Source organism: Halomonas sp. QHL1 (genome assembly GCF_001882345.1).
Taxonomy (GTDB): domain Bacteria; phylum Pseudomonadota; class Gammaproteobacteria; order Pseudomonadales; family Halomonadaceae; genus Vreelandella.
In genome coordinates, this window is the sequence record NZ_MINL01000001.1 from 1,429,289 (window position 1) to 1,446,024 (window position 16,736).

The window sequence follows — 16,736 nt, forward strand, 5'->3', positions numbered from 1 at the left end:
CTCAATCTTATAAATACATCGCGGCGCCCTTGGGCGCCGCGATGAGTTCACTAATCAGCTCTTACGCGATGACTGACTAGAGGCTTTGGCAGGTTGCTCGCTTTTATTAGCAGCAGCCTTAGCTTGCTCGGACATTTGCTGTCCGGCTTCGCTGAACATTTTTTCCATTTCAGACTTAAACTGCAGGCTCATCTCGCTCATGACGCGCGCGTCTTCCTGCATCTGTTGGGAAAGCTCGTTCATCATTTCAGCTTGCTTGGTGCCAAAATCACGTAGGCTTTCTGCGTCTTGAATTTCAGTAGCGCTACGAATGCGCTCGGTACCCATCTGGCTGTAGCGCTTCATGGCTTCCAGTTGGTACTGGGTCATTTTTTCCATGTTGTTGAGCATCAGCGAATTAATTTTACGCATGGGCTCAAACATTTGCTTAGTTTGGGCGTTAAAGGCGTCCATCATATTGTCTTGCATAGTGTCTGCTCCTGTTTAGTTCCTTGGCATGAGCCTTGGAGTGACTCATATTGATGTAACTTTGCTGCACTGCAAAAAGAGTAATCCCTGGCATGCTGCATTGCAACAACGCTGTTGCTTTCAGTGACGCTTTGCCGTATTACCCTGCCCTACCTCAACAGGCCTGACGCTGCCTGTTAAGTTAATGCGCGATAACTGACTACTGAACCTATGCATCGCTGCGCTTGGATGTAGAACGCGTGCTTGAGCCTGAACGGGAGCGCGACGACGCTGTTGACTTGGTCTTACCACCACTACTGGCACTTTTACTGGCACTATTATTAGCACTACTCGTCTTGTCACTGGCCGAACTGCTTTTTGTGCCGGTGTTACCACCCTGCTCAGCCGCACTGCCGTTAGCCGAAGAGGTACTAGTAGATTTAGTGCTGGCACTGCCCGCTTGGCGCAACATATCCAGCATCATTTGCTGATAAGTGCCGAAGTTGGCTAGCCCTTGAGACAGTCCTTCAGATAACCCCTGAGAGAGACCTTGCTGCATCATTGGCTGCTGGAGAAAAGGCCGCATAAGGCTCATGGGGTCGTAACCTTCTACCCCAGATTCCATCTGTCGTTGGATATTTTCCAGCAGGTTCCTCTGGAAAGCCTCGACATCCGGCAGACCCAGTGATTGACGAAATTCGTCCGGAGTAAGATCAAACTCAACGTTAATCTTCATAGGCGGCAGCTCCTGCACTGTTTTTTATGCATTTGTTTTGTTTGAGTGTAGCAGTGATATGCAAACCTCACCGTATTGTGTTAGCGCTGTGTTAAACGCGGCGTATCAACGCTCACCTCACCATTTTGTCCGCGCTGACGCAGCCAATGATCCAGCAGCGTAATTGCCATCATCGCCTCTGCGATGGGCGTTGCGCGAATTCCCACGCAGGGGTCGTGACGCCCTTTGGTAATCACTTCGACGGCCTGACCATGGACATCGATGGAGCGGCCCGGCGTAGTGATACTGGAAGTCGGTTTTAGCGCTAAGCGAGCCACAATGGGCTGGCCGCTGGAGATTCCACCGAGCACGCCACCGGCATGATTGGAGAGAAAGCCTTCTGGCGTCATCTCGTCACGGTGTTCACTGCCCCGCTGGGTGACACAGCCAAACCCTGCGCCTATCTCAACACCTTTTACCGCATTAATACTCATCAAACCATGCGCCAGATCAGCATCCAGGCGGTCAAACACCGGTTCGCCTAATCCTACCGGTACGCCTTCAGCAATCACGGTGATCTCTGCACCTACCGAGTCCTGATCGCGGCGCAGTTGATCCATATAGGCTTCCAGTTCGGCTACGCGCTCCGGGTCAGGGCAGAAAAAGGCATTTTGACCCACCGCCTCCCACTGTTTGAAATCAATTTTGATGGGGCCTAGCTGGCTCATATAGCCGCGGATCTGCACGCCTTGGGCGGCCAAATACTTCTTGGCAATCGCCCCGGCCGCCACTCGCATGGCGGTTTCACGGGCGCTGGAGCGCCCGCCGCCACGGTAGTCGCGGTGGCCATATTTATGGTGGTAGGTGTAATCCGCGTGGGCGGGCCGAAACTGCTCTTTGATTTTTGAGTAGTCGTTGGAGCGCTGGTCGGTGTTCTCGATTAACAGGCCAATAGAGGTACCGGTGGTCTTGCCCTCAAACACCCCCGACAGGATGCGCACCTGATCAGGCTCTTTGCGCTGGGTGGTATGCCGTGAACTACCCGGCCGGCGGCGATCCAGATCGTGCTGCAAATCTGCTTCGCTTAACGGTAGCCCAGGCGGGCAGCCATCAACGATTGCGCCGAGCGCAGGGCCGTGGCTCTCACCGAAGGTAGTGACGGTAAATAATTTGCCAAACGTATTGCCAGACATGGCGGTTAGTTCCTCACTGGAAAGACGCCGCATGGGCGTCGAGTTCAGCGGCGCTCAAGGCTAATACGCCCTGGCCGCCACGCTCGAATTCAAGCCATAGGAAAGGCACGTCGGGAAACGCCGCTTCCACATGGCGATCAGAGTTGCCGACTTCTACGATCAGCCAGCCCTCATCGGTTAGGTGTTCCCGCGCTTCACGCAGTATGTGCCTGACAATATCCAGACCATCGCTGCCTGCGCCCAGCGCTAACGAGGGCTCATGACGAAACTCTGCAGGCATAGTGGCAAGGTCGCGGGCATCCACATAGGGCGGGTTGGAGACGATGAGATCAAAACGCCGACCTTCCAAGCCGCTGAATACATCCGACTCCACCGCTCGCACCCGGTCACCCACATCGTGGCGGGTAATATTTTGCCGTGCCACGGCCAGGGCATCCTGGCTGATATCGGCAAGCGCCACTTCGCAGGTGGGCAAATAGAGCGCCGTCGCAATACCGATGCAGCCTGAACCAGTGCATAGATCCAGCACGCTAGCGGGCGGCTCTTCAGGAAACCAGGCGGCAAAGCCATCTTCAATCAGCTCGGCAATCGGCGAGCGCGGAATCAGCACGCGCTCATCAACGTTAAACGGGTGACCGGCAAAGAAGCTCTCGCCTAGCAGGTAAGGCAGCGGGCGGCGGGTGGTGACCCGCTCCCGCGCCAGGGCAATAATCCGCTGGCGTTCAACGGGCAGCAGCCGCGCTTCTAGCACGCTGGGATCAATATTCCACGGCAGGTGCAGCGCGCCTAAGCAGAGCGCCACTGCCTCATCCCAGGCAGAGTCAGTGCCATGGCCATAGTGCAGGCCCGCCAGATAAAACTCGCTGGAGACCCAGCGCAGGTAGTCGCGCAGCGTAAAGAGCTGGCTCACGAGCAACGACTCCGACAGGGAAAGGGTTGAGTGAGAGTGCTCAACATTAAGATGCGTGGTCACAGCGGCTCCTGGTTAACGATAATTACGACTGCAGGCAATAGAGCCTGAGCCATATGACGAATAAAAAGATTGTACCTTTCACTTCGTCCGGTTCACAGCAACGCTCAGCCCGCTATACTGTGCTCCTTTAGCTGATTCATCTTTTCTACCCCTATTTTTCCACCTGAGCCTACCATGACGCGACACCGCCACTTGCCGAATGATGACGATATCAGTGCCTTCCGCGACGCCTTGAAGGTGGCGGGTGTACGCCCTATCGCCACCAATCAGGCCGACCCTGGCAAACCCAAACGCGATGGTAAGGCGCAAGAAGCGCGGCGCAACGCGGCGGTTGAAAGCAGCGCCCCCCAATCCACTGGACGCACCTCGGATGGCCGTGTGGAAGCCGTGCGCCCCTCGGAGTACCTTGAGTTCAGCGTGCCCGACTTGCCATGGCGTACGTTTAGTCAGCTGAAGCGTGGCCAAACGGCGTGGCAAGCGGGGCTTGATCTACATGGCTATACGCTGGAGGAGGCCCGCGTGGAGCTGGAGAGTTTTCTACGCGACTCGGCTGGCCAGGGTTTGCGCTGTGTGCTGGTCGTGCACGGTAAAGCGTGGGGCACTACCTCGGACTTTCCGGTGCTCAAAAGCCATACCAACACCTGGCTGCGGGAATGGCCAGGGGTGCTGGCTTTCTGCTCGGCCATCGATATCGACGGTGGCACCGGGGCGGTCTATATATTGCTGCGTAAGCGCGGTCAGTAGTCGTTATTCGGTAGCGTCGGAAGCGATCCCAGGCATGCGCCGCTCCAGCGCCTCATCGGCCAAATGGCGGCCTAGGCGAATCAAATCTCGGCCCCGGTAAAATTCGTAAGTACTACACACCGTTTTGGGTATTTCGATCAGCACATCGGGTGGGTAACCCGCCACCTTGTACTTGGCCAACGCCGCTTGGGTAATATCAAACGACTCCAAAATCATATCGAGCTTGCTCCACTCGCGCTTGCCGCGCGCTTCAATGGTTTCTTCTTGCTCTTCGCCCTCGCCATTTGAACCCTCGCCATTGGCACCCAGCCCTGCCCACAATTTTTGGGTAGCGGCGCGCACATCGCCTATCCAACTGCCCATGCGTTGATCGCGGTCGATCTCTTTTTGGGTGCGACTATCGGCTGCATTCTCCTCTTGAGGTAGTAACTCCTCTAAGGTCACCGGCAACGGGCTATGGGCAGTCACATTCACCGCCACCACAAAGTCTGCTTGGTGGGCGGCAACCATGGGCATAATCGGCAGTGGGTTGAGCAGTCCGCCATCTACCAGCACCTGCTCGCCTAGATGAACAGGGGTTATAACACCCGGCACGGCCATTGAGGCACGAATCGCCTGCAGCAACGGGCCACTTTGAAACCACACTTCCCGTTGACGCACCAAATCAGTCGCCACCGTGGTGACGGGGATCGCCAGGTCTTCAATCAGAATATCGCCGACCAGCGCTTCCAGTTTGCTCATGACTTTGCTGGCACGCATCGCGCCCATTGGACTCCAGGTGACGTCCACCAGCTTGAGCACATCCAGGTAGTCGAGTTGACACACCCAGTCACGGTATTCAGGCAGTTTACCCGCGGCATAAATACCGCCAATCACCGCGCCCATCGAACACCCGGATACCGCAACAATTTCAAACCCTCGCGCCTCCAGCGCTTCAATCACGCCGATATGCGCGTAGCCGCGAGCGCCACCGCTCCCCAGCACCAGTGCGACCTTATTGCCACCACTCAAGTGTGCCAATTCATTCATGCTACGTTCCTTACCTAGCCGGTACCGGTGTTACTCCAGTGACCGCGGATAACAGAGGCGACTTGCGCCACCGCCTTGGGCTCCAAGTGTAAGTGGTGGCCACCCTTAAGCACCTGACGAGTTAACCCTTTTACCGCTTGCCGCGCCTCTTGGGCCCATTTGCGCTCGCCCAAAATCCCCTGCTCACCCTCTATCAATAGCAGCGGAGCGTTAATTTCCGCCAGCAGCGATAGCACTTGCTGCGGCGTAAAGCGCACCAGAGACGGCTTCAATAGTCGGCTGTCGGTGCGCATTTGCACATGACCCTCGGCGGTAGGTTGGGTATTGCGCTCCACTAGCGGCGTTGCCGTTATGCTGTCCACCGGCGTGACACCGCCAGCAACACGCGCAGCGACGGCACTCTCGATATCGGGGTAACGCGGCGCTCGGGAAAGCGGCCGACGGTAGGCTGTTAGCCCCTTTCGCAGTTGGCTGGCGGTATCGTCAATCGGCGTATTGAGCGCCCCCAGCCCATCAATCAGCGTTAGCCGCTCGATGCGTTCAGGTAGCGAAGCGGCGAGCAAGCAGGCCACGGCCGCGCCCATGGAATGGGCAATCACGCTAGCTTGGTCAAGGCCGAGATCTTCCATGGCATCCAGCACATCGTGGCAATAATCCCATAGGGCATAGTCACCGCCCTGTGGCGCGTGCGCCGAATGGCCATGGCCACGAAAATCCAGCGCCACAATACGAATATCCAACGCCTCGACCAATAGCGGGGCTAACCGGGTAAAGCTGGCCGCATTATCCAGCCAGCCGTGTAAGGCCAGCCAGACTGGGGCGTCGGAACGCCCCCAGCTCAGCGCCGCGAGGCGGCCTTGAGCAAGTAAAAGCGGCTGCGGCGCAACAGAGTGCGCCGCTGAAAGGTTAGATTGAGGCATAAGTAACAGTCCTGAATAAACAGCTAATAATCCTAAACAAACGGTAGCGTCACTGGGCCAGCAAGATGACGGCGTAAGCGACAGACGTTACCATGCTAGGAATATTTTACTTCAACATTGTACTTAACATTGCATTGGTGCCGTTATGAAACCACGTCGCGATACCCGCGCCCGTAATCTGGTCTTTTTTGTTGCTGTCATCAGCGCCACTGTCGTCGGTTTCTGGTTAGCAAAATAAGCGGTTGCTCACTAAGCCTCGCCGAGTAGCCCCAGGCTGGCTGCCGGCGCCTGGCGCCGCAACCCCCGCGAAAGGGCATGACCAATGACACCGATCAACAGCGCCCCGCCAACGGGAAGGAAAACCCATAGCCCCAGGTGCAAACGCGGAGTGAGATCCAGCAGGTAAATGTACAGCATGGCCGAGGTTAGCTCTGCAAGTACCGCCCCCATCAAACCACTGGCAAAGCCTAACAACGCGTATTCAGCCCCCTGCACCCGTGAAATCATCCGGCTGCCTGCGCCAAATACGCGCAGCAGGCCGCTTTCATGGGCACGTACTGGACGACTTGCAGTCAGCGCGGCATATAACACGCTAATACCTGCCAGTAGCACCAAGGCGAGCACCAACTCTACCGCCCGGGTGACCTGGGCAAGCACGTCCCGCACCTGACCTAAAATCGCGTCTACGTTAAGCAGCGAGACACCGGGGAAATCGGTGATTAGCTCACGAATCAGCCCCTGCTCCGTCTCGGGCAAGTGAAATGCCGTAATGTAGCTGTGGCCAAACTGCTCCAGCACGCCCGGCGGGAAGATGACGAAGAAGTTTGGTTGGAAGCTGTCCCAGTTCAGACTGCGCAGGCTGGTAATTTGGGTAGCAATTTCATCGCTACCCACCGAGAAGGTCATCTCATCACCAATGCTTAGCCCAAGCCTTTCGGCGAGCCCATCCTCCATAGAGATAGGGACCGGAGTAGCCTGCTGCGTTGCATCGACAGCGCTCATCCAGTTTTGGCTTTCATCGCCCTGCTCAGTGCCAACGTTACTGCCCAGCTGCATTGGCGTGAACCACTCGCCTGCCACCACTTGGTTGCCTTCTGGCACTTCTGATTGCCAAGTTAGGTTGAGCTCCCGGCGCAGAGAGTTGTCGCCACGAGCATCCGGTGGCACCGCATCTCTGGGTGGCTGATCATTAATCGCAATCACCCTTCCGCGCACCATTGGGTAGAGCGTACTTTGGGTTTCCACCCGCGGCGAGACCGTCTCTTCAAAGGGGTCACGTTCGGAAGGCTGAATATTGATAGCAAAGTAGTTAGGCGTATTTTCAGGCAGCTGATCCTGCCAGGTGCTTAGCAAATCGCCACGCACCAAGACAATCATCGCCATGGCAAAGAAGGTCACCGAGAAAGCCAGCAACTGGCCCAGGCCCGCTTGTCGCCGCCGAGCCAATTGGCGGCCACCTAAGCGGAGCGCTTGTGACCACTCACTGCGCCCGGAAAACCGCTGCACAACGCGTAATAGACCGCTAAGCAACAAGGCGCTAATCATCCACAGTACGCCAAGCAGCAACGCCCCGCCGATTAACAGCCCAATTGCCAGCGGCAAACTGCCCGAATAGAGCCACAGCAACCCGCCAAACACGACACTCGCCACACCGACGACCAGCCAAGCCGATGGAGGCAGTGGATCAAGCTCCCGACGCAGTACTTTTAGTGCACTTACTTGCTTAATACGCAGCAGCGTTGGCCCGGCAAACCCAACGAGTACGGCAAGCGCGGTGAAGACCCCCAACCCCAGTGGCATCAGCCCAGGAGGAGGAAGTGTCATGGGTAGAAAGCTCAACAAAAGCCAGATCAGCACCGCTTGACCAAGCAGCCCAAGCAGCGCCCCAATGACCGCCGCGACCAGTGCCAATCCGAGTAGCTGCAGAGTAAATATCGTCACTAACTGACGCTGGCTGGCACCAAAACAGCGCAGCAGCGCAGCGGTATCCAGATGGCGTTCCACATATCGCCGGGTAGACATTGCCACGGCCACGCCCGCGAGCAGCACCGCGGCTAACCCAGCTAACCCCAGGTAGCTTTCTGCCCGCTGTAACGCATTACCAAGCTGGGGGCGGTCAACGCGAACATCTCGTACCTCTACCCCATCGCGGCGTAACTCGGCAAGCAGGCCTTGCACTTGATCAAGCGCCTCTGGCGGGCCTGCGGCTAGAATTTCAAACTCAATCCGCGAGCCTTCTTGAACCAGGCCAGTCGCCTCGACATCCGCCGTATTGAGCATTAAACGCGGGTTAAAATTACCAAAACCACCGGACTGATCCGCTTCGCGCTCGATGATCCCGGTTACGGCCAGTTCGGTTTGACCCACCTGGACTCGATCACCCAACTCGATTTCGACCAGTTCCATCAAGCGCGGGTCAGCCCACGCTTCCCCTGGTGGCGGACCAGAGGCGATTTGCTCGGTGCCATCACCAAAGTCTACGTAGGAGGTGCCGTAGTGTGGGTAGAATTCATCGACGGCTTTTAAGCTAGCGGGCTGAAAGCGGCCACCGCGACTAATCATCGATACCAAGTCCACCTGGTCGCTAAGCACAAAGCCAGCGCTCTCTAGGCGCTCTCTCAGCTCCGGTGAAAACGGATCACGCTGCTCTAGTACCAGATCGCCGCCCAACATCTGCCCTGCCTGGCGCTCCAGGCCGCGCTCTAAACGATCAAGAAAAAACGCAATCATGGTAGAGGCGGCGACGGCCAATACCAGGGCAATAAATAGCGCACGCACATCAGCTGCGCGCAGGTCTCGTTTGAGGCTGCGCATCGCCAAACGCCAATTCACATCACTCATTGCGCGCCCTCATCAATCGAAGCGGCGGTTGGTACGATGTTTTCAAGTACGGCTTCTAGCTTGCCATGGTCTAATCGCAAGCAACGATCACAGCGCCGTGCCAAGGCGTGGTCGTGGGTAACCAGAATAAGCGTGGTGCCCGCCTCACGGTTTAAGGTAAAGAGCAGATCAATGATTTGCGCACCCGTATCGGGATCTAGGTTGCCGGTGGGTTCGTCGGCAAATACCAGCTCGGGGTCGGTCACAAAAGCGCGGGCCACGGCAACGCGCTGCTGCTCACCACCGGAAAGCTGTTTGGGTAAGTGGTTCACTCGCTCGCCAAGCCCAACACGCTCCAACCACTGAGCAGCGGTTTGCGTCTCGCCAGCGCGGGGCGACAGTTCAAGGGGCAGCATAACGTTCTCAAGGGCGCTCAAGGTGGGCAGCAGTTGAAAGTTCTGGAACACAAAGCCCACTCGCCCGGCACGCAGCGCTGCACGTCCATCCTCATCCAAACGACTCAGCGCGTGCCCAAACAGCGTCAGTTCGCCGTCGCTTGGCGTATCAAGACCGGCCAACAGGCCCAGCAGCGTTGACTTGCCAGCGCCGCTTTTACCTAAAATGGCAACGCTCTCACCCGCCGCTACACTGAGCGACAGGTCGTGTAAGATAGTGAGCGAACGCTCTCCGCTAGTGACTTTTTTAGACAGCTTGTCAGCGTGCAGCACGGATTGCCTAACAGAGCCTTGGGGAACATCTTTTACCGCTTGGTTGTCGGTATTAGGCTGGCGCCCACCCTGGGGTGACTCGCTCGACACTGATATATCCGTAGCCGCATTGGCAGTTTTATCTGAGGAGCTTGAACTTGAGGAATAAGACATGAAGCGTGGCATCCCTATGGCATGGCATGGACTGAACCGCATGGTAACCGGATGGCTGGTGCTGCTGATAGTCACCTTTGCCTCATCGTCTATCAACGCAGAACCTGTCAACGCAGACGCAGACCCCACGCTGCTGGTAATGGGCGATAGCTTAAGCGCCGCCTACGGCATTGAGCGCGATGAGGGCTGGGTGAGCCTGCTGGCAGAACGCTTGGCAGGCGATGCACAAGTCATTAACGCCAGCATTAGTGGTGAAACGACGTCCGGGGGTCTACAAAGGTTCACTGAACTTCTCGGACAGCAGCAGCCGGATATTGTTCTCATTGAACTGGGCGGCAACGATGGTCTACGCGGCTTATCCCCCAATCAAATGCAGGCGAACTTAGCCAGCATGATTGAGCAAAGCCAAGACGCAGGCGCTCAAGTGCTCTTGCTAGGCATCGATATCCCACCCAACTATGGGCAAGCGTACCGGGATGCTTTTACCGGTGTCTTTTACTCGTTGGCAGAGGAGTACGATGTATCGTTAGTGCCTTTTTTACTTGAGGATATCGCCCTGAACGATGCGCTAATGCAGAGCGACGGTATTCACCCTACCGCCGATGCGCAGCCGATTATTCTGGAAAATGTATGGCCCGAGCTTAAGCCGCTATTAGAAACAACGCATCAGGCAGCGGTTCAATAATCAGCCAGCATCACCCTTTTGAGTGAGAGGTGTAGCACTTCAACCCGCCAGCTTGTAATCTTAACCTCAATTTGGCGGTTACTAACGGCGACTCATGCCTGCACCCTCGCATTACAACCCTCCTGTATTCTCGCGTCGACAGTTCTTAGCAACTGTCGGCGCGCTTTGGTTGGGCGCAGGTCTTGGCATTCATCCAACGCCTGCGGCAGCGTTTGACCCACAACGCTTACGCCAAAGCATGCAACAACAGTATGGCCAAGCCGGTTTAGCCGTATTAGAAGAGTGGTTTGCCCTGCTTCAACAGCTGCAAAATCAAGATGTTCAAGCCAAACTGCGCGGGGTTAATGACTTCTTTAATCGCCGCATCCGGTGGGTTGACGATATCCGGGTGTGGGGGCAGGAGGATTATTGGGCAACGCCTTTGGAAGCGATGGGTAAAGGCCAGGGAGATTGCGAAGACTACTCAATTGCCAAGTACATTACCCTTAAACAGTTGGGTGTTACCAGCCAGTATCTACGCATGATTTATGTCCGTGCACGCATTGGGCGTAGTCAAATTACTCAAGCCCATATGGTACTGGGCTACTATTCGACCCCTGATGCAGAACCGTTGGTGCTAGACAATATTGTCCCCTCCATCACCCCTGCCTCTCAGCGTACTGATCTCGACCCACTATTTAGTTTTAATAGCGATGGCCTCTGGGCTGGCGGTTCATCTGAATCCCGTGCAGATCCATTGGCTCGGCTATCACGCTGGCGCAGCGTCATTGAACGTATGCAAACCCAGGGTTTCATTTAAGAGGAATTGGCACGATGTCACTTATCAAGCAACTTTGGATTGCCATTATTGCCCTGCTGATGCTGTCGTTCATTGGTAGCCTCGCCATTAGCATTACCACTAGTCGCGATTATATCGAGCAGGAAGTGCGCATTAAAAATGAAGACAATGCCACCGCGCTGGCGCTTTCCATGAGCCAGCTCGATAAAGACCTTGTCACCCTGGAGCTGTTAATCGCTGCTCAGTTTGATACGGGCTATTACCGCCAAATCACGCTGCGTGACACAGACGATAGCGTGCTTATTGAGCGCACAGCCGAAGAGTATAGCGGCGATGTGCCCGCCTGGTTTCGTCAGCTTCTAGAGTTCGATGTGCCCAGCGGCATCGCGACTATTCAAGATGGTTGGCGCCAGTACGGCACGTTGGAGCTTGAGAGCCAGCACAGTTTTGCCTACACCTCTTTGTGGCGCAGCATGCTGGAACTCGCCGCTTGGTTTTTACTCGCTGGGGTGATCAGTTTAGCTATTGCTACCGTGATCGTTCGTGGTATTAAGCGCCCACTTTACCGCGTGGTCACCCAGGCACAAGATATCAGCGCGCGGCGGTTTACCACCATTAAAGAGCCACGCACGCTGGAACTGCGCCAAGTCACCCAAGCGATGAACGTGTTGTCCGCTAATGTTCATCAGATGCTGAGTCACGAAAGCCATAAGCTGGATGAGTTACGTCGCCATTTACAGCATGACCGAGTCACCGGTGCGCTGAACCGCGATGTGTTTATGGGCAAGCTTTCGTCTCAGTTGGGCAGTGAAGATGCCCGCGCAACGGGCATGCTGATCATGGTTCGCGTCCAGGCATTAGAGACACTCAACGAGCAGCTCGGCTACGCCGCCACCGACCAACTATTAAGCACGCTAGTTACCCAGTTGGGGCAATTGGACAATGAATCGGCAGAACCGATGGTAGGCCGCCTTAACGGTAGTGATTTTATCTTTATGCTGCCGCTTATGGATGATGTAGAGGAGCTCAGAATCCAGGTGATGGCAGCATTGGCCGAGGTAGCCGCCACGCAGCCCGACGTGGAGATTTATCTACCCACGGCGATTGTGCCTTATGCACCGCATGATGAACGCGGCACACTGTTAGCCACCCTGGATGACGCCTTGGCACAAGCCGAAAGCCTAACGTCCTTTGAGCAGGTAGTGGTGCGTCAGCGCAAGCGTATCTCACTCTATAGCAGCCATGCCGAATGGCGAAACGCACTGGAAGCAGCGATTCTAGTAGGCCCTGAGTTGGCGTACTTCCCAGTAGTAGACGCCCACGGAGACATCATCCACTACGAATGCCCTGCCCGCTTACTGCTAGGCGGAAATTGGCAAACCGCCGGGGTCTTTATTCCCTGGATAACCCGCTTTGATATGGAGCCAGCGCTCGATTTAGCCGTTGTCAAAAAAGCGCTAACTAACCTCCAAACAGAACTTAAACCGGTAGGCATTAATCTCTCTGCGGCGTCTATCACGAATACACAGTTTGTTAACGAACTGCGGACGCTGCTGGTAGCACACCCACTACTAGCCAAACAGCTCTGCTTTGAAGTGCCCGCGACACTAAGCACGCACGCGATTGGCAGCTTACGGGGTCTTTGTACTGCCCTACGCCCGCTTGGATGTACGTTTGGTATTGAGCATGTGGGGGCGGAGTTCACTAAACTTGCCGATTTGCACGATGTGGGACTTGCTTACTTAAAAATGGATAGCAGCCTTATTCACCAACTGCATGCTTCAAATGAGCAGCAAACCATCGTGCGCGGCATGGCCACACTCTGTCACTCATTAGGCATTCAGGTGATTGGGGAAGGCGTTGCAGACGATGAGGAAATCGCCTGCCTGTTCCGTGTGGGTGTCGATGGCGCCACAGGACCGGGCGTACGTCACGCATAAACCCCGCTCTGGAATAATGGGGCTCGAGTTAACAGCTAGCGTAGCGGCACGGTTTCGTCGATTACAACTAAATCGTGTCGCTGTCACCTCCTAGTAAATCCACGTTATTTTTCACCCGCAGCGACTTACGCTCCATCACTTTGGCCTGTGCAGCTTCCGGCAGGTCAGTGAAAGTAATGAGTCCCTTGTCGAGTAACACCTCAAGAATATCTTCGACCACCCTCACAAACGCCAAGTCAGACGCTATAAAGTGGGACGTTGAACCTGGCTGGTCGGCCAGAAAAGCCAGCACTTCAGGTGAATCCGGGGCGATAGTCTCATTGCACTCAGACGTTGGTTCTTTGCTGAGCATAACGATCTCACCGGATGGATTGCGTTTGGTGTAGAGCATGGCCTTTCCTCTGTGGGTAAATACTCAAATCTGTTGCGATAAGTAAATCTAGATTAGACACAACAAAGCCGCCCGAAGGGCGGCCTTGTTAGTTTTGCTAGGCGTTATTACTCGGTCTTGGGCACATCTTGAAGCAGTGACTGGAGGAAATCTGATGAACTTTGATTTCCCATATCAACGCCGTTCAATACAATATGCTGATCTGCATTTTCACCGTTGTCACCTAAACCTCCTTTAGTACTAATGTTAAGTACTGTTTCACCTTTGTCATCAGTATCAACTTGGATGTATTTATCAATAGTGTCCTCATCCATATCAGATAGCAACTCACCTATATCCAATCGATCCCCTTCACTCAGATTGAAGTCCATTACAGTATCAGTGGCAGGAGCCTCCTCCTTACCCTGATCACCAAGCTCCCATGCAAAGATATCAGCGCCTGCACCCCCATATAGCAGATCGTCGCCTTCGCCGCCGACTAAAAGATCATCGCCACCTTGACCGTAGAGGATGTCGTTTCCTTCTCCTCCCCGCAAAGTGTCATTACCCCCTAAGGCCTCTGTCAGCTCACCGACCTCTTCATTATTATCAGTAATATATTGACTCACCTGTTCAGCAGTTAAGCTATTGACATCTAACCCACCCAACTGGTCGGCAACATAGGCCTTGAGAGCTGAAATACCGTTCCCTTCAATACTTGGAGAAGTGAATTGATCACCAAAAAGTATATCGTCACCGTCTCCCCCTGAAACAACGTCATCTGCAGGTGGCAACTCAACATTTTGTCCTACAATAGCTTCTGCTAGCTCCTCTGGGTTAATGTCAGTCTGAACGCTGCCATCTGAATCAAAGTCACTCAGGTTTTCGGCATTGAGACCACTACCCAAACCAATAGCCTTTATTTCGGACAAACCATCTAATAATGCAAACCCTTCTTTTGAGTTATTTAATACCGACTGGGTAGTGTTTTGCCCATTACCAGCAACCACTGATAATTCATAACCACCTTTACCATCCTCATTATACTGGGCATTATTCTGACGACTATTTTGATAGTACGTAGGTAATCCGTCAGTAATGAAATATGACAAATTAGTTCCGTCATTATTCTGAACAGCGTTCGAGTAGAACCAATTAGCGGTTGTTTTCGATACATCCTCATAGTTTGTACCGCCACCACTTTGCATTCCATCTAAAACAAACTGAAGTTTTGCTAATGCATCAGAGTCGGATAAATTTACGCTTACATGTGAGCCCGCCTGGGTATCAAAATCAACCAAATAGACATTGACAGAACCAGCTTTCTCGCCGTCAGCACTTTGCTTTAGCGTCTTGAACACTTCTTCAAGTGACCTCTTCGCACTGGCAATATCATGATTTGAAATACTACCAGACGTATCCACCATAAAAGCAATGTTGTAATTCGTACCATCTACTAACTTCAAACCCGGTACATCACCAATGATAATGTCATTTGCATCAGTGCCAGTCAGTACATCCTCCTCGGCCGTACCTTCTTGAGTAAAGTACTGGGCAGATGTAACCGAATCAGAGCCATTCGTTTCTTCTATCAGTGTTTCACCAGCTTGATTCTGATAACTGTATTCAGCACTAACAGCGGCCGTGACCTCAATATTTCCCTCAAAATTGGCAGGCACACTGACTTTCAGCCCCTCGATCGTAACGATGCCAGTGCCGTTATCAGTAGTGTAGATAAGGCCTCCTCCCTCTTGCAGAGGTAATGACCAAATAGTATTCCCATCCGCATTAAGGCCTAAGTTCTCGCCATGTGAAAGTACTGTATCAGCAGGTGTGGTTATCAAGATTGATGTAATCTGTTCATCATTATAGACATCCGGCCCTGCATCAATATCTAATGTTAGAGCATAAGATTTTCCTGTTGAATAAGTAATCTCATGAACCAGGTAATCATCATTTCCGTTATTGTTTCCTTCTCCATGTCCAGGCGTTGAGAGAGTAATATACTTAACAAGCTGCTCTGGACTGCTTGCTGTGAACTGATTATCAATTTGGTCGGTTACGCCAGTAACAATATGTTCAGAGATCACATTTTTATCTGCGTCCAAAAGAACATATTTAGCCTGCTCATTCGGCGCTAACCATGAGTACTGAAGAGTGACCTCAGTCACACCATCATTGAACTCAATCTCAATGCGCTCATTCTCTCCAAGTTCTCGAGCGTCACCGGTAGCGTTGCCCTTTACGCCAAAACCTACAACTTTGCTGTTTGGATTATTGACAATGGAAACTTCTGATAGCTTTCCATCAGCTCCATAGGCTTTTATTTCGAACCTAGAGTCTGAATTTTTAACATTAGCAATGTTGATTTTCTGGTCTTCATTGCTCACCAGCTCCTTCATGGTGAGCTTCACTGTTAAATCATCATCAATAATCCAACCTGTGCCACTTGCTACTCCAGCGGTATTTGTAACACTCCCTGAAGTGACATCCGCACGTAAGAAGAATGACTCTCTATCTTCAGGCGTAGCATCATTAGTAATCTTGGTGCGAACCAGAAGAGAAACTTCACCTGCTGCAATCGTTGCACTTTCTGCAGTAGACCAAGTTTGTCCACCGTCAGTTGATACCTCAAGCCCCTCAAAATCCTCAGGTGAAACTGCGCTATTCTCGCCAAGAGAAAGGTCAAAACTTACGTCTTCTTCACTTAAATTACTGAGACTAATATTGAAGATTACATAACCGGCGTCTTCCACAACAACGGGGTCTGAAACACTAAGAGTCGGACGGTCATCGTCTGGGTTGGTGCCGGGGCCACTGCCATCATCCACGATGGTGGCGTTGCCGGTATCGCTGGCACCGGATTCGGTGGTGGCTTCTAGCTGGAAGGTCTCTTCACCTTCGTAGACGTCGTCTTGGGTGGTTTCAACACTCACGCTCAGCGTGGTAATACCCGCCGGAACGATGTAGTTGCCTGCCCCGTCGGCGGTCAGCGTTTGGGTCTCGCCCTCGGCATCTTGGTAGGTAACGGTCATCGCACCGATGTCGCTGGCTTCCGCCGTGTTGTCACCGCCGGTCAGGGTCTCGAAGGAGATCGCATAGTCTGTCTCCGCCGCTTCATCCAGCGTGACGGTAAAGACCGCGGTGCTACCTTCATTGACAGTGCCCGCATCACCCACGGTAATGCCCGGACGGTCATCGTCTGGGTTGGTGCCGGGGCCACTGCCATCATCCACGATGG

The 16,736-nt window shown here is 53.9% G+C and carries 14 protein-coding genes; 4 read left to right on the forward strand and 10 right to left on the reverse strand.

All coding sequences use genetic code 11. From position 1 onward, the window contains the following. Positions 1-54 precede the first annotated feature (54 nt). The 4 genes from QHL1GM_RS06535 to prmB all read right to left on the reverse strand — a co-directional run bounded on the left by QHL1GM_RS06535 (position 55) and on the right by prmB (position 3,328). Complete coding sequence (locus QHL1GM_RS06535; RefSeq protein ID WP_071693743.1) at positions 55-468, reverse strand: phasin family protein; 414 nt, start codon at positions 466-468, stop codon at positions 55-57. A gap of 208 nt (positions 469-676) precedes the next feature. Continuing rightward, positions 677-1,183 carry a hypothetical protein gene (locus QHL1GM_RS06540; protein ID WP_071693744.1) on the reverse strand — a complete coding sequence of 169 codons (507 nt, stop codon included), beginning with the start codon at positions 1,181-1,183 and terminating at the stop codon, positions 677-679. Between the two features lie 80 nt (positions 1,184-1,263). Further along, entirely contained in the window at positions 1,264-2,355 is a 1,092-nt protein-coding gene (gene aroC, locus QHL1GM_RS06545; RefSeq protein ID WP_071693745.1) for a chorismate synthase, read from the reverse strand. Between the two features lie 13 nt (positions 2,356-2,368). After that, positions 2,369-3,328 (reverse strand): 50S ribosomal protein L3 N(5)-glutamine methyltransferase, encoded by a 960-nt coding sequence (gene prmB, locus QHL1GM_RS06550; protein WP_071693746.1) that lies wholly within the window; start codon positions 3,326-3,328, stop codon positions 2,369-2,371. 174 nt (positions 3,329-3,502) lie between these two features. Here prmB and QHL1GM_RS06555 point away from each other — a divergent pair, with 174 nt between their 5' ends. Further along, complete coding sequence (locus QHL1GM_RS06555) at positions 3,503-4,072, forward strand: Smr/MutS family protein (protein WP_071693747.1); 570 nt, start codon at positions 3,503-3,505, stop codon at positions 4,070-4,072. A gap of 3 nt (positions 4,073-4,075) precedes the next feature. Here the strand turns inward: QHL1GM_RS06555 and QHL1GM_RS06560 are convergent, their stop codons facing one another. The 4 genes from QHL1GM_RS06560 to QHL1GM_RS06575 form a co-directional block, all read right to left on the reverse strand. Beyond that, positions 4,076-5,101 carry a patatin-like phospholipase family protein gene (locus QHL1GM_RS06560; RefSeq protein ID WP_071693748.1) on the reverse strand — a complete coding sequence of 342 codons (1,026 nt, stop codon included), beginning with the start codon at positions 5,099-5,101 and terminating at the stop codon, positions 4,076-4,078. Between the two features lie 14 nt (positions 5,102-5,115). Continuing rightward, a complete protein-coding gene (locus QHL1GM_RS06565) occupies positions 5,116-6,021 on the reverse strand; it encodes an alpha/beta fold hydrolase (protein ID WP_071693749.1) in 906 nt (301 codons plus the stop codon). Between the two features lie 249 nt (positions 6,022-6,270). Beyond that, positions 6,271-8,862, reverse strand: coding sequence for an ABC transporter permease (locus tag QHL1GM_RS06570; RefSeq protein ID WP_071693750.1), 2,592 nt, complete (start codon positions 8,860-8,862; stop codon positions 6,271-6,273). After that, complete coding sequence (locus tag QHL1GM_RS06575; protein WP_254795269.1) at positions 8,859-9,722, reverse strand: ABC transporter ATP-binding protein; 864 nt, start codon at positions 9,720-9,722, stop codon at positions 8,859-8,861. Before QHL1GM_RS06575 ends, QHL1GM_RS06570 begins: the two co-directional genes overlap by 4 nt. On the opposite strand from QHL1GM_RS06575, the gene QHL1GM_RS06580 reads away from it, so the two are divergent. From QHL1GM_RS06580 to QHL1GM_RS06590, 3 genes are all read left to right on the forward strand, one after another. Next, the gene (locus QHL1GM_RS06580) at positions 9,721-10,407 is read left to right on the forward strand and encodes an arylesterase (RefSeq protein ID WP_071693751.1); all 687 of its coding nucleotides are present in this window, start codon (positions 9,721-9,723) and stop codon (positions 10,405-10,407) included. The genes QHL1GM_RS06575 and QHL1GM_RS06580 overlap by 2 nt on opposite strands. A gap of 94 nt (positions 10,408-10,501) precedes the next feature. Further along, positions 10,502-11,206 (forward strand): transglutaminase-like cysteine peptidase, encoded by a 705-nt coding sequence (locus tag QHL1GM_RS06585; protein WP_071693752.1) that lies wholly within the window; start codon positions 10,502-10,504, stop codon positions 11,204-11,206. Positions 11,207-11,220: 14 nt separating this feature from the next. Beyond that, on the forward strand, positions 11,221-13,125 hold the full coding sequence (locus QHL1GM_RS06590) for an EAL domain-containing protein (protein ID WP_071693753.1): 1,905 nt from the start codon (positions 11,221-11,223) through the stop codon (positions 13,123-13,125). Positions 13,126-13,192: 67 nt separating this feature from the next. Here the strand turns inward: QHL1GM_RS06590 and QHL1GM_RS06595 are convergent, their stop codons facing one another. Next, on the reverse strand, positions 13,193-13,516 hold the full coding sequence (locus QHL1GM_RS06595) for a tryptophan synthase subunit beta like protein (protein ID WP_071693754.1): 324 nt from the start codon (positions 13,514-13,516) through the stop codon (positions 13,193-13,195). A gap of 107 nt (positions 13,517-13,623) precedes the next feature. After that, entirely contained in the window at positions 13,624-16,674 is a 3,051-nt protein-coding gene (locus QHL1GM_RS06600) for a type I secretion C-terminal target domain-containing protein (RefSeq protein WP_217648530.1), read from the reverse strand. Positions 16,675-16,736: the final 62 nt, after the last annotated feature.